Origin of the sequence: Parabacteroides sp. TM07-1AC (genome assembly GCF_003480915.1) — a bacterium.
GTDB classification, from domain to species: Bacteria; Bacteroidota; Bacteroidia; order Bacteroidales; family Tannerellaceae; genus Parabacteroides; species Parabacteroides chongii.
In genome coordinates this window covers 140,046-153,336 of sequence record NZ_QUKD01000002.1, presented here as the reverse complement: position 1 = coordinate 153,336, position 13,291 = coordinate 140,046, and the positions used below count along the sequence as shown (strand labels likewise).

The following is a 13,291-nucleotide window of genomic DNA, read 5'->3' as shown; positions in this document are numbered from 1 at the left end:
ATTATTTTGCAGGTTGTACCTTAGTTATGCCTGTTATTTCACCAATTTTGCTTTTCTTTGCGGAAAATTTCAGTCACGTGAATTTAATTATAGAACAAGGAAACACCTCTTCAAAAGTTGCGGTATACAGCGAGAAGCATATGGAAGCCTCTTTTGTGTACAAGAAATTCGATGTTGATGAATTGGAGTCTCTCTTTGGGAAATACGATTTTGAACATGGAATATTGTCGACTGTGATAGGCCGGAATGAAGAGCTGAATGATTACCTGCGGGGAAAACTTCAGCGGTTCATCTTTTTGGATGAAACGATCCGGTTGCCTATTTCGGTTCAATATGAAACGCCTGAAACTTTGGGAAAAGACCGGCTCGCTGCGGCAGTCGGGGCTAATTACCTGGAACCGGGAAAAGACCTGCTGGTCATCGACGCTGGCACAGCAATCACTTATGAACTGATCGAAGCTTCGGGTACTTATTTGGGAGGAAATATATCTCCGGGGATGACTACACGTTTCAAAGCTTTGAATTCTTATACCAAAAAACTACCTTTGGTGACGGAACAGGAGGAGATCCCTTTGTTGGGAACAAATACTGAGAGTGCTATTCAAGCAGGAGTAGTAAATGGAATAGTCTACGAGATGGATGGATACATCGAGAAGCTACGGATAAAATATCCTAATCTTTTGGTTTTTTTAACAGGCGGTCATTCGTTTTATTTTGAAAGACGGCTAAAAAACTCCATCTTTGCAGACATTAATTTAGTGTTGACAGGATTAAACAGAATCTTAGAGTATAATGTTGAAGATTAATAAGCTACTAATAGCAAGCATTCTTATATTGACACAGTTGTCGCTAGCGGCACAAAATAACACTAACTCGCCATATACCCGCTTCGGTTACGGTGAATTGGCTGATCGCTCATTTGGAGCAGGACGCGCAATGGGTGGCATCGGTTTCGGATTGAGATCGCCGAAACAGATCAACCCGATGAACCCTGCATCTTATAGCTGCATGGATTCGTTGACATTCCTTTTTGACTTTGGTGTTTCAGGGCAATTATCCTGGTTCGACGACGGAGTTAATAAGCAACATAATGTTAATGGAAATGTGGAATACATTGCGTTGCAGTTCCCTATCCATAAACGTATTGCCATGAGTGTGGGAATTTTACCTTATTCTTATGTCGGATATAGCTTTGGCGCTCCGAGAACGACTGAAGGCGGATTCAATTACGTAGAAACATTTAATGGTTCCGGCGGATTAAACGATTTGTATGCTGGTTTGTCTATAGATATATGGAAGAAGCGTCTTTCAGTTGGAGCAAATGTCGGATATCTTTTTGGCAACATCAAGCACGAGCAGACTTCTATTGTCGGTAGCAGTACGGAATACAATACGATCCGGAATCAGAATTTGGAAGTGCGGGATATAAAGCTTGATTTCGGTGTCCAGTATACTCACCCGATCAGCAAAAGAGAAGAGATTACATTGGGATTGGTATTTTCTCCTAAAAATCGTCTGAATTCGACGTATATTAATACAACGTATAAGTCTACCTCTTCCGGTTCAGCTGAAGTGGTTGCGTCGGATACAACGAAAAATATGGCATTTGATATACCGAATTCAATCGGTTTCGGTGCATCGTATGTGAAGAGAGATAAACTGACATTAGCGGCGGACGTACTGTACGAAACATGGGATAAAGCCTTTTATGCGGATGAAAAGAGTAGTTTCAAAAATCGTGTGCGGGTAGCTGCCGGTGGAGAAATTATTCCGAACTATCAGAATCGTAACTTTTTTAGTCGCATAAGATACCGTGCCGGTGCTCATTACAGTAATTCTTATCTGATGATAAATAATACGGATGATGCGGCCTATAAAGGTAATGGATATAATGAATATGGTGTGAGTGTTGGTATGGGATTGCCGTTGATTGATAACCGTTCGTTAGTAAATATATCTTTTGAATACACGAAGATTAATCCTAGTGGAAAAAACATGATTGATGAACAGTATTTCCGTTTTACTGTTAATTATACATTCAATGAAATGTGGTTCTGGAAGAAAAAAGTTGATTAATTTAAATTGCTAACTTAAATTAAAACAGATATGAAAATAAAGGTATTGTTAATTGCAGCTGCATGTTCCATGGGAGCATTCGGCGCGTATGCACAGAAAGGAGTAGATAATGGAACACAGTTTGGATCAGGTGAAGACAGTATCCGTTGTGTAACCAATATCAGCTTGTTCGTTCCTTATGCAAAGGCCGGGAACTTTAAAGATGCATATGATTTTTGGAAAATTGTTTATGACGAATGTCCTGCTGCTACAAAGGATATTTATCTGCATGGTGTAAAGATCATGGCATGGAAGATTGCCAATGAGAAAGATCCGGCTAAGAAGGCTGCTTTGATTGATGACCTGATGGCTGTGTATGACAAACGTGTGAAATACTTCGGTGATGATAAACGTTACGGTAAAGACTGGATCGTTTCTCGTAAAGCCCAGGATTATATCCAGCAGATGGGTGAAAAGGCCGACTACAATAAATTATATAGCTGGCTGGGTGATATCATCAACGAATATGGTGACAATACGGAAGCATTAGGTGTTTCTCTGTATATGTTTGCTTCTTATCAGAAGATGGCTGATGATCCTAATCACAAAGGACAGTATGTAGAAGATTATCTGAAAGCTTCTAAAATATTGGATACTCAGTTACAGGCTGCACAGGCTGCAAACAATGAAAAAGAAGTAAACAACCTGACTACGTTTAAAACAAGTGTGAATGGTGCGTTTGCCAATAGTGGTGCTGCCGACTGCGAAACATTGCAGAACTTGTATGCTCCTAAAGTGGAAGAAAGTAAAAGCGATTTAGCTGCTTTGAAAGAAATCGTTGCATTATTGAGACGTGTACGTTGTCAGGAAATCGATGCATTCTTTGCTGCTGCAGGTTATGCTTATCAGTTGGAACCGAGTGCTGATGCTGCTATCGGTATTGCCAAACAGGCTGTAAAGAACAAGGATTATGATAAGGCTATCAAATATTTTGAAGAAGCCGCCAATATGGAAACAGATCCTTCTTCAAAAGCTGAAGATTATTATATGATGGCTCTGTTGTCTTTCGACCAGAAAGGTTATTCAAAAGCCAGAGAATATGCAAAGAAAGCTATTTCTATCAACGGAAGCTATGGTGCTCCTTATATCCTGATCGGACAGATGTATGCTGCGACAGTTAAGAACGTATTCCCGAATGACGGCGTTTTGGCAAGAGCAGCTTATAACGTAGCGATCGACCAGTGGGAAAAGGCAAAACAGGTTGATGAAAGCTGTAAAGACGAGGCTAACAAGTTGATCGGTACTTACCGTGCTCATTTACCTTCTACAGAAGAAATCTTTATGCATCCGGATCTGGAAAAAGGTAAAGCGTTTACTGTAGGTGGTTGGATCGGTGAGACAACAAGAATCAGATAATTATGACTGAAACGCGTTTTCCTGGTAAAACGAACAAATACGGCATAACAACTATCCTCGCGGTAGTTGTTATGCTTCTTTTATTTATGGCTTCTTGTGGTAAGGAGAATAAAGAGGTGGTCGAGGTTGAGTTCGATCCGGAAAATACGTATACTATGAGAACGACCGACATGACCAGTCTGATCTCAGACTCCGGTATTACCCGTTACCGGGTGAATGCGAAAGAATGGTTGATGTTCGGTAAGGCTAAAGAGCCTTATAATTACTTGCCACAGGGTGTTTATGTGGAAAAGTTTGACTCTCTTTTTAATGTAGAGGCTAGTGTAAAAGCAGATACTGCTTATTATTGGGATAAGAAAGGATTGTATAAGCTGATAGGCCATGTGAGCGTATTGAGCCTGGAAGGAAAGAAACTGGATACTTCGATATTGTTTATTGACCAAAAAGAGGACAAGATTCATACGGATCAATATTTTGAGTTGCAGGAAGGAGAGAAGATCATCACCGGTATTGGTTTCGAGTCTAATCAAAATATGACAAAATATAAGATTTTCAATTCACAGGGTACTTTCCCCGTAAGCGAATCTCCCCGTGATTCGTCAAGAGTAAATGTGACTCCCACAGACTCGACTGTTGTGGATATAACAAAGACAGATTCAATAAAATAGAATTGATGTGAATGCATTAACGTACATATTGATTTCATTAGCTTTTTCCGCTTTTTTTTCAGGCATGGAGATCGCGTTTATTTCTTCCAATAAATTGCGGCATGAACTGGATAAAAAGAATAAAAATATAGCCGGTAAAATATTGGATATCTTTTACCGGAATCCCAACCAGTTTATTTCTACGATGCTGGTGGGTAATAATATCGCATTGGTCGTTTACGGTCTGCAAATGGCAATTATACTGGAACCGTTTATTGCCCGGTTCGTTTCGAATGAGGCTTTGATCGTTCTTATCCAATCGATTATCTCAACACTGTTGATTCTGTTTACAGGTGAGTTTATTCCGAAAACGATATTCAAGCTGAATCCGAATTTCTCCTTGAACTTATTTTCGGTTCCGTTGCTGATCATATACATTATATTATATCCGATATCGAAGTTTTCCGCTTTGATATCCTATCTGATCCTGAAACTGGTGGGAGTGAAGAATATCACCCAGTCGAGCAGGCGTACTTTGGGAAAAGTCGATCTGGACTTTTTTATTCAGCAAAGTATTGAAGATGCACCTTTGAATTCGGACATGGATACCGAAGTGAAAATATTCCAGAATGCGCTCGACTTCTCCAATGTACGTTTGCGTGACTGTATTGTTCCCCGTACGGAGATCGTTGCTTGTGATACGACTGCCGGTATCGACGAACTTCGTTCTAAATTTATCGAGACCGGATTGTCAAAGATTCTGATATATAATGAGAATATCGACGATATCATAGGATATATCCATTCATCGGAGCTCTTCAAGAATCCGGAAGACTGGACACAGAATATCAAGACTGTCTCGATCGTTCCCGAAACAATGGCTGCCAATAAACTGATGAAGGTGCTGATGCAGGAGAAAAAGAGCATGGCGGTTGTTGTGGATGAATTTGGCGGTACTGCCGGGATCGTGACATTGGAAGATTTGGTGGAAGAAATATTCGGAGAGATTGAGGATGAACATGATATGAAATCATATGTAGCCCGTAAGGTTTCGGAGGATGAATACCTCGTATCGGGTCGTATGGAGATCGACACCTTGAATGAGAAGTTTAATCTGGAGCTGCCGGAGTCGGACGATTATGTGACGATCGCCGGCTACATATTGCATTTCTACCAAAAATTTCCTAAATTGAATGAATCAATCGTAATTGATAAATATACTTTCAAAATAATAAAAGTAACGGCAACGAAAATAGAACTTGTGCGAATGAAAGTAGGCAATTGATGAAAAAAAATGGAATAAAAGATGTAACAAATCCTTTTTTTCGTATCTTCGTGCCCTTAAACTGTAAAATATAAACTTTAAAAATAAATAACGATAAATGGCTACGCTGGAAAAAATCAGAAGCAAAGCTGGACTGCTTGTACTCGTTGTGGGTTTGGCATTGTTCGCTTTTATCATTGGAGACTTTTTGAACTCCGGTTCTACTTATTTCAGACAAACTCAGGAGAGAGTTGCTAAGGTTGACGGGGAAGTAATTAAAATTCAGGATTATCAGGGACGTATTGATGAAATGACTGAGATGTATAAAATGCAGTCCGGTCAGAATAATCTTCCCGAGGAATACATGAATCAAATCCGTCAGTCGGTATTCGACGCTATGGTACAGGAAGTCGTACTAGACGAAGCAACAGCTAAATTAGGTATGGGGGTAAGCCCGGAAGAATTGTTCGACATGGTTCAGGGTGAAAACATTTCACCGATGATCCAGCAGATGCAGATGTTTGTTAATCCGCAGACAGGTGCATTCGACAAGACTGCTCTGTTGAACTTTCTTAAAACAATTGATGACGACAATATTGCCAGCTATCCGGCTGATCAGCAGGCACAATTGATTCAGGCTCGTAATTTCTGGTTGTTCTGGGAAAAGAACATCAAACGTCAGCGTTTGGAACAGAAATATACAACCTTGCTGAGCAAAGCAGTTTCAGCTAATGTATTGGATGCGAAAGAAGCATTTGATGCTGCAGCTGAAAATTCGGATATCGTTTATGCTATGCAGTCATATGCAAGTATTCCTGATTCAACGGTTGAAGTAAGCAAGAGCGAAATCGAAAAGCTGTACAACCAGCGTAAAGAGCTTTACAAGCAAAAAGAAGGTAAGGTTATCAAATATATCGCTGTAGACATTCGCCCGAGCCAGGAAGACTATGATAAGGCTAGTGCAGACATCGAATCTTTGAAAGAAGAATTTGCAACATCAGAAAAAGTCGCTGATATTGTGAATGAAAATTCAGAAGTACCTTATATGGATGCATTCTTTACAGAAAATGCATTCGATCCGGAAATGAAACAATTCGCAACAACATCTGAAGTGGGTGCCGTATATGGTCCGGTATTTGACAATGACAAATACAGAATGTTCAAGTTGGTAGACAAAAAGATGGCTCCAGACTCCGTGAAGGTAAGTCATATCATGTTGGCTAACGGTGACGAAGCACGTACAACAGCTTTGGCTGATAGTTTGATGAACGTTTTGAAGAATGGCGGAAACTTTGCTGAACTGGCAAAAGAATTCTCTGCTGACCAGGCTGCTGAAAATGGCGGTGAACTGGGATGGTTTACTGAAATTACAGCCCTGAGAGGTGTAAACGAAGATTTCAAGAACGCTGTATTCTCAACTCCGGTTAATGAAGTAGTGAAAGTTAAATCTTTATATGGAACTCACCTGGTAAAGGTTACAGAAAAAACAGCCAATGTGAACAAGTATAAAGTAGCTGACATTGACATGACTGTATCTCCCAGCTCCAAGACTTATAGCAATATTTATAACGAGTTGAATCAGTTCATTTCTAAAAATAACGATTTGGCAAAATTGGATGATGCTGCTAAAGAAGCGGGTTATAACCTGATCTCAGGTGTAACTGTTACTGCAGATAATCAGACTTTGGGAAGTATCAAGAACTCTCGTCCGGTTATCCGTTGGGCATTCCAGAATGATAAAGGCAAAATCTCTGAAATCTTCGAATGTGACGATAAATTTGTTATTGCAGGTATTGAAGGTACTTTGAAAGAAGGTTACCGTTCTCTTGCTTCTTTAACTCCTACTTTGAGAGCTGAAATTGCAGCTCAGAAGAAAGGTGAAAAGATATCTGCTGATCTGAAAGCAAAGAACCTGACATCTGTAGAGTCTTATGCTGATGCTATGGGATCAAGAGTAGATTCAGTTAAGTTTATCAACTTCGGAACTCGTCGTATCGCCGGTATCGGTGTAGAGCCTAAACTGAATGCAATGGTTTCTGTTGCTGAAGTAGGTCAGGTAAGCGAACCGGTTGCCGGAAACAATGGCGTATATGTATTCAAAGTATATGACAGAAACAAAGATGCTAAAGAATATAATGAAGCGGATGAGATCAAGACGTTAGATGCTTCAAATGCTTATCGTTTCGGATTCCAGGCTATCCAGTCATTGGTTAACAAGGCAGATGTAGAAGATAACCGTATTCGTTTCTTCTAAACAAATAAGATATAAAGGATATACTTGATCCTTTTCAATGAAAGCTGCCGGACTTATTCAAAAAAGTCCGGCAGCTTTTTTTATCTTTGTACTGAATTAATCGTTATAGAACAAAATACAATGCAAGAGAAAAGACGATTGTTAGGCATGACGCTGGACGAACTGAAAGAAGTCGCTGCACAGGTCGGCTTGCCCGGTTATGCAGCGAAGCAGATGGCAGATTGGCTGTATAAGAAGAAAGTGACTGCCATTAAGGAAATGACTAATATTGCCGTAGCCAAACGTACTCTTTTGGAGGAGTCCTTTGAGATAGGCGCGGTTCCTCCGGTCGATTGTATGAAATCGGTGGATGGAACGATCAAATATTTATTTGCCGCAGGTCCCGGCAATTTTGTCGAATCGGTCTATATTCCGACTAACGACCGGGCAACATTATGTGTTTCTTCGCAGGTAGGCTGTAAGATGAATTGTCTGTTCTGTATGACAGGCAAACAAGGATTCACAACCAATCTTACCTCCAATCAGATATTGAATCAGATTCAGTCTCTTCCGGAGTCGGATTCGTTGACCAATCTGGTCTTTATGGGGATGGGAGAACCTTTGGATAACGTTGACGAACTGTTCAAAGCACTTGAAATCCTCACGTCGTCTTATGGATATGGCTGGAGTCCCAAAAGGATAACCGTCTCCACTATTGGGGTTATAAAAGGACTGAAACGTTTTCTGGAAGAGAGTGATTGCCACCTGGCAGTCAGCCTGCATTCTCCTTTCCATGAGGAGCGCTTGTCTTTGATGCCTGTAGAAAAGGCGTATCCGGCGCAGGAAGTCATTGATCTGATTAAACAATATGACTTTTCCCATCAGCGTCGCGTTTCTTTTGAATATATAGTTTTTAAAAATTTAAATGATAGTCCGAAACATGCTAAGGCTTTGATTGGTTTATTAAAAGGAATGGAATGCCGGGTGAACCTGATACGTTTTCATGCTATACCCAATGTCCCGTTGGAAAGTTCGGATTTGGCGAAAATGGAAATATTCCGTGATACCCTGAATAATGCCGGGCTCGTTTGTACGATCCGGGCTTCAAGAGGAGAAGATATATTTGCCGCTTGTGGGATGCTGTCAACGGCAAAAAAGCAACAAAATGGATAGAAGGCAGATCATTTAATGGAAAAGAACTATATTTGTGTAATAAAAAACGAATGGGTATGAAAAAGATTTCTTTACTGATTAGCTTATGTATGTTTCTGGTATTGCTGGGATCATGTAGCTCAGGTCCGGTTGGAAAACGGGCCACTGGCCTCGCTTACGAGGTTGTTGTAGTAATGAAAAAAGCAAACTGGGATGGCCCTTCGGGAAAGGCTATTAAGCAAGAACTGACATCAGATGTCCCAGGTCTTCCTCAATCTGAACCTGCATTAAAAATAACTTATGTAGATCCTTCTCAATTTGACGGGTTGTTGACTTATGTCCGCAATATCCTGATCGTAAACATAGATCCTGCCATTTATACGAAGGCTTCGCTGAGCTATGAAAATGACCGCTGGGCAAAAGGCCAGGTGGTTGTTACCTTGAATGCTCCTTCTCCGGAAGCAATCATCGAATATGCACAGGCACATCCGAGAGCGCTTGTAGACTTCTTTGTAAAAGTCGAAATGAACCGGGCTGTAGCTCAGTTGGAAAAAGATTATAGTACGGTGGTTATGGAGAACCTGAAGGATAAGTACGACCTGATGCTGAATGCTCCGGCTAACATGACTTACTATCGGGATACGACAGACTTTTTCTGGGCATCCAATAATGCCAATACCGGACGTACGGATTTGATTGTATATACTTTCCCTTATACGGACCCGAATACGTTCACTGCCGATTATCTGGTGGCGAAACGTGACTCGGTGCTGAAAGCGAATCTGCCGGGTGCTTTTCCTGATTCATATATGACAACAGAATCCCGGTTTGGCGTTGAGTACACGCCGATCACGGTGAATGGAAAGTATTGCGGTGTGTTGCGTGGTTTGTGGAAGATGGTTGGCGATATGATGGGAGGACCGTTTGTCAGTCATGTCCGTCTCGATGAAAAGAACAACCGCGTAGTTGTTGCCGAAGGGTTTGTCTTTGCTCCTGAAACAGATAAACGTAACTTTATCCGCCGTGCCGAAGCTGCTTTATATACTCTTCGCCTGCCGGGTGAATTTGATAAATCAGTAGAAGAAAAGCTTGACATTCCGGAAAGTAAGAAATAAACAAACATAATACATGGAAGAACGATTGATAAAGGTGGGCATTACCCACGGGGATATAAATGGTATCGGATATGAAGTGATACTTAAAACATTTTCAGATGCCAGGGTTGCTGAACTTTGTACTCCGGTCATATACGGATCGTCGAAGATCGCAGCTTATCACCGGAAAGCGTTGGAGTTGCCTCCTGTGAATATGAATATCATCTCTCAGGCAGAAGATGCCGGAATTAACCGGGTGAATATCATTAACTGTGTGGATGATGAGACAAAAGTAGAATTATCGCAGTCGACATCGATAGCAGGAGAAGCTGCATTCCTGGCATTGGAAGCAGCCGTTACCGATTTGAAAAGGGGAGCGGTGGATGTTTTGCTGACAGCTCCGATCAATAAACATAATATTCAGAATGATCAGTTCCATTTTCCGGGACATACCGAATATCTGGAAGAACGTTTTGGCGGTGTAGGACGGAAAGCATTGATGATCCTGATGAAAGATGGTTTGCGTGTCGCTTTGGTGACCGGGCATATTCCACTTTCTGAAGTCCCTTCAAAAATAACCGTAGAGGATATTGTGTCGAAGCTGCGTATATTCAATCAATCGCTCAAACAGGATTTTGGGATTGTGAAACCTCGTATTGCCGTTCTTTCCTTGAATCCGCATGCAGGCGATGACGGTTTGTTGGGAAAAGAGGAGGAAACGATCATACTGCCGGCTATGGAAGAAGCTGAAAGAAGAGGTGTGATGTCTTTCGGGCCGTATGCGGCAGACGGATTTTTCGGTTCTCAAATGTATGATAAGTTCGACGGAGTACTGGCCATGTACCATGACCAGGGCCTGGCACCCTTCAAAACGCTGGCAATGGATGACGGTGTTAATTATACGGCCGGCCTGTCGATCGTACGAACTTCTCCGGCACATGGGACTGCCTATGACATCGCCGGACAGAATGTTGCATCTGAAGAATCGTTCCGCCAGGCTTTGTATGCTGCTCTCGATATTTACCGTAACCGGTTGATCTATCGTGAGGCGACGGCAAATCCGCTCCGAAAACAATATTTCGATAAGGGCGGCGACAATGAAAAACTGGATCTTACCAAAGATGATGATGCAGAGGTTTGTTCTCAATAAATAATAAAGAAATATCCCTCGGAAAACTCTGTTTCCGGGGGATATTTGTTATAAATAACGACTCTTTATACCTGTTGTTTTTTATAATAAAATGGTCAATATTGCGCTTTTTGACTTCAAACTTTTTTTGATAGGAAAAGTTTGCGTAAGTTTGTGGTTCAAAATTGCAACATGAATTATGTTTAAAGATAAAACGATCGTATATACTTCCGGAACATTCGATATGTTTCATTATAATCATCTCCGGATGATCAATTATGCCCGTAGCCTGGCTGATATCCTGATCGTAGGAGTAAGCACGGACGAACTGGTTTCTTCTTATAAAGCAAATCCTATTATCCCGTTCAACGAGCGTCTTCAGATCATTGAGGCGTTGAAAACTCCGGATATTGTCATACCGCAGCATACACTGGATCATACAGAGATTGTGAAGAAGCTGAATATCGATGCTTTCGTGGTTGGTGACGACTGGTACGGTAAATACGATTATCTGAAAGATTTAGGTGTACAGGTTTTTTATTTCCCATACGGAACCGGCGTTTCTTCATCTAATTTGAAGAAGACGATTCATGATTCTTACGAAGAGAACCTGAAATATCAACGACATGCTAAACCTGCTACTGTAAAGGGGAAAGGGGAGGAATAAAAAGAACTCATGGAAAAATGTGCTTTAATTACCGGTGGTACGAAGGGTATAGGTAAAGCGGTGGCTTTCTGTTTGGGAAAAGCCGGGTATGATCTTGTGCTTACATATGCTTCAGATTCGGAAAAGGCTGAACAGACATGTGATAGTTTGCAACAGCAATTCGGAATCAAAGTCTCTGTACTACAAGCTGATATTACTAAAAAGGAATCCATTGATAAAATAGATGCTTATTTGCGGGAAAAGAATTTACAGTTGGATGCTGTAGTCTTTAATGCGGGACTGACTTGTCGTGATTCGTTTGAGGATTTGTCACTCACGGATTGGGAACGGGTCTTTTTTGCAAATATACATTTCCCGGTATTCTTATTACAACGTGTTGTTCAATTGATCAATAAGGGGGGGAGTGTGGTCTTTACCGGCTCCTTGATGGGTATTCAGCCTCATTCGGTTTCCCTGGCTTATGGGGTGACGAAGAGTGCTGTGCATGCTCTTGTTAAGAATATGGTCAAATTCTTGACTCCTTATGAGTTGCGTGTGAACGCAGTCGCTCCTGGATTTGTCGATACCGAATGGCAGAAGGCCAAACCGGCTGAGATACGAAAAAGTATAGAGAACAAGGTTTCTTTAGGGCGCTTTTGTGATCCGGAAGAGTTGGCCGAAGTGTATAAGATGTTAATTGAAAATAGTTATTTTAATGGCGAAGTGGTCGTTGTAGACGGCGGATATTCGTATAAATAATAGATCATGAGTAATTTGGATAAAGAATACGAAGCATCACTAAAATCGATAGAAACAGAAAATGTAGTGGACCGGGCGTTTTACCGTCCGATCGGTTTTCGTATCGCTCGTATGCTGCGTGGCACGGGGATTACCCCGAATATGGTGACGGTTATTTCTATCTTTGTAGGAGCAGGTGCCGGCTACATGTTTTATCATGACAATCTAGTGTATAATATCTGTGGTATTTTATTATTGGTTTTTGCCAATATACTCGATTGCGTAGACGGCCAGCTGGCTCGTCTGACCGGTATCAAGTCGGCTATCGGACGAATACTTGACGGATTTGCCGGTGATATTTGGTTTGCCTCCATCTATGTCGGTTTTGCTCTCCGTTTATCCCATGAATATGGCACTTACTGGTTTTTCGCTTTAGCCGTTATCTCCGGCTTGTCTCATCTGGTGCAGGCGAATATAACCGATTATTATAAAACATTGCACCTTTATTTCATCAGTAAGGATAAAGGCGCAGAATTTCAGTCTCTGGAACAGGTAATAGCCCGTCATAAAGAGATGAAGCTGGGTATCAACAAAGCATTTTATTTTCTTTACAGAGGATATACTTTACTCCAGGTAAAAGCGACTCCCTCTTTGCAGCATATGTTGCAGAGCCTTCATGCTAAATACGGGGATGATATTCCGGAGAATGTACGGGTCGCTTTTCGTAAACAAAGTCGTGACCTGATGCGTTATATAGATCTGCTGACATTTAACGGGCGTACAATTGTCATGTTCGTTGTCGTGTTGGTAGGCGAAGTGTGGGTTTATTTCCTGTATGAAATAATCGTGTTGAATTTTGTATTGCTGATGTCGATGCGCAAGCACGAAAAAATGTGTGCATCGTTTATTGAATAAAT

Annotated in this window: 12 protein-coding genes; all 12 read left to right on the top strand. The window is 41.3% G+C overall.

Annotated elements, in window-relative coordinates:
• Window positions 1-77: 77 nt before the first annotated feature.
• The 12 genes from DXD68_RS05365 (at window position 78) to DXD68_RS05310 (ending at window position 13,289) form a co-directional block, all read left to right on the top strand.
• On the top strand, window positions 78-806 hold the full coding sequence (locus DXD68_RS05365; RefSeq protein WP_233577001.1) for a type III pantothenate kinase: 729 nt from the start codon (window positions 78-80) through the stop codon (window positions 804-806).
• A complete protein-coding gene (locus DXD68_RS05360) occupies window positions 793-2,076 on the top strand; it encodes a hypothetical protein (RefSeq protein WP_122360640.1) in 1,284 nt (427 codons plus the stop codon). The genes DXD68_RS05365 and DXD68_RS05360 overlap by 14 nt, the downstream gene beginning before the upstream one ends.
• Before the next feature lie 30 nt (window positions 2,077-2,106).
• Window positions 2,107-3,471: a tetratricopeptide repeat protein gene (locus DXD68_RS05355; RefSeq protein WP_122360639.1), complete on the top strand. Its 1,365-nt coding sequence runs from the start codon at window positions 2,107-2,109 to the stop codon at window positions 3,469-3,471.
• A gap of 2 nt (window positions 3,472-3,473) precedes the next feature.
• Window positions 3,474-4,139 (top strand): LPS export ABC transporter periplasmic protein LptC, encoded by a 666-nt coding sequence (gene lptC, locus DXD68_RS05350; RefSeq protein ID WP_122360638.1) that lies wholly within the window; start codon window positions 3,474-3,476, stop codon window positions 4,137-4,139.
• Between the two features lie 7 nt (window positions 4,140-4,146).
• On the top strand, window positions 4,147-5,403 hold the full coding sequence (locus tag DXD68_RS05345; RefSeq protein ID WP_122360637.1) for a hemolysin family protein: 1,257 nt from the start codon (window positions 4,147-4,149) through the stop codon (window positions 5,401-5,403).
• Between the two features lie 97 nt (window positions 5,404-5,500).
• A complete protein-coding gene (locus tag DXD68_RS05340) occupies window positions 5,501-7,636 on the top strand; it encodes a SurA N-terminal domain-containing protein (RefSeq protein WP_122360636.1) in 2,136 nt (711 codons plus the stop codon).
• A 120-nt stretch (window positions 7,637-7,756) separates the two neighbouring features.
• A complete protein-coding gene (gene rlmN, locus DXD68_RS05335; RefSeq protein WP_122361071.1) occupies window positions 7,757-8,788 on the top strand; it encodes a 23S rRNA (adenine(2503)-C(2))-methyltransferase RlmN in 1,032 nt (343 codons plus the stop codon).
• 56 nt (window positions 8,789-8,844) lie between these two features.
• Entirely contained in the window at window positions 8,845-9,882 is a 1,038-nt protein-coding gene (locus DXD68_RS05330) for a DUF4837 family protein (protein ID WP_122361070.1), read from the top strand.
• Between the two features lie 13 nt (window positions 9,883-9,895).
• The gene (gene pdxA / locus DXD68_RS05325; protein ID WP_122360635.1) at window positions 9,896-11,011 is read left to right on the top strand and encodes a 4-hydroxythreonine-4-phosphate dehydrogenase PdxA; all 1,116 of its coding nucleotides are present in this window, start codon (window positions 9,896-9,898) and stop codon (window positions 11,009-11,011) included.
• A 178-nt stretch (window positions 11,012-11,189) separates the two neighbouring features.
• On the top strand, window positions 11,190-11,657 hold the full coding sequence (locus DXD68_RS05320; RefSeq protein WP_122360634.1) for an adenylyltransferase/cytidyltransferase family protein: 468 nt from the start codon (window positions 11,190-11,192) through the stop codon (window positions 11,655-11,657).
• Between the two features lie 9 nt (window positions 11,658-11,666).
• Window positions 11,667-12,395 carry an SDR family NAD(P)-dependent oxidoreductase gene (locus tag DXD68_RS05315; RefSeq protein WP_122360633.1) on the top strand — a complete coding sequence of 243 codons (729 nt, stop codon included), beginning with the start codon at window positions 11,667-11,669 and terminating at the stop codon, window positions 12,393-12,395.
• Between the two features lie 6 nt (window positions 12,396-12,401).
• Complete coding sequence (locus tag DXD68_RS05310) at window positions 12,402-13,289, top strand: CDP-alcohol phosphatidyltransferase family protein (RefSeq protein ID WP_122360632.1); 888 nt, start codon at window positions 12,402-12,404, stop codon at window positions 13,287-13,289.
• Window positions 13,290-13,291: the final 2 nt, after the last annotated feature.

Bases quoted from the DNA above. Each gene is read 5' to 3' on its own strand.
- DXD68_RS05360 (WP_122360640.1), top strand. From the start codon at position 793: ATGTTGAAGATTAATAAGCTACTAATAGCAAGCATTCTTATATTGACA.
- DXD68_RS05355 (WP_122360639.1), top strand. From the start codon at position 2,107: ATGAAAATAAAGGTATTGTTAATTGCAGCTGCATGTTCCATGGGAGCA.
- lptC (WP_122360638.1), top strand. From the start codon at position 3,474: ATGACTGAAACGCGTTTTCCTGGTAAAACGAACAAATACGGCATAACA.
- DXD68_RS05340 (WP_122360636.1), top strand. From the start codon at position 5,501: ATGGCTACGCTGGAAAAAATCAGAAGCAAAGCTGGACTGCTTGTACTC.
- rlmN (WP_122361071.1), top strand. From the start codon at position 7,757: ATGCAAGAGAAAAGACGATTGTTAGGCATGACGCTGGACGAACTGAAA.
- DXD68_RS05330 (WP_122361070.1), top strand. From the start codon at position 8,845: ATGAAAAAGATTTCTTTACTGATTAGCTTATGTATGTTTCTGGTATTG.
- pdxA (WP_122360635.1), top strand. From the start codon at position 9,896: ATGGAAGAACGATTGATAAAGGTGGGCATTACCCACGGGGATATAAAT.
- DXD68_RS05320 (WP_122360634.1), top strand. From the start codon at position 11,190: ATGTTTAAAGATAAAACGATCGTATATACTTCCGGAACATTCGATATG.
- DXD68_RS05315 (WP_122360633.1), top strand. From the start codon at position 11,667: ATGGAAAAATGTGCTTTAATTACCGGTGGTACGAAGGGTATAGGTAAA.
- DXD68_RS05310 (WP_122360632.1), top strand. From the start codon at position 12,402: ATGAGTAATTTGGATAAAGAATACGAAGCATCACTAAAATCGATAGAA.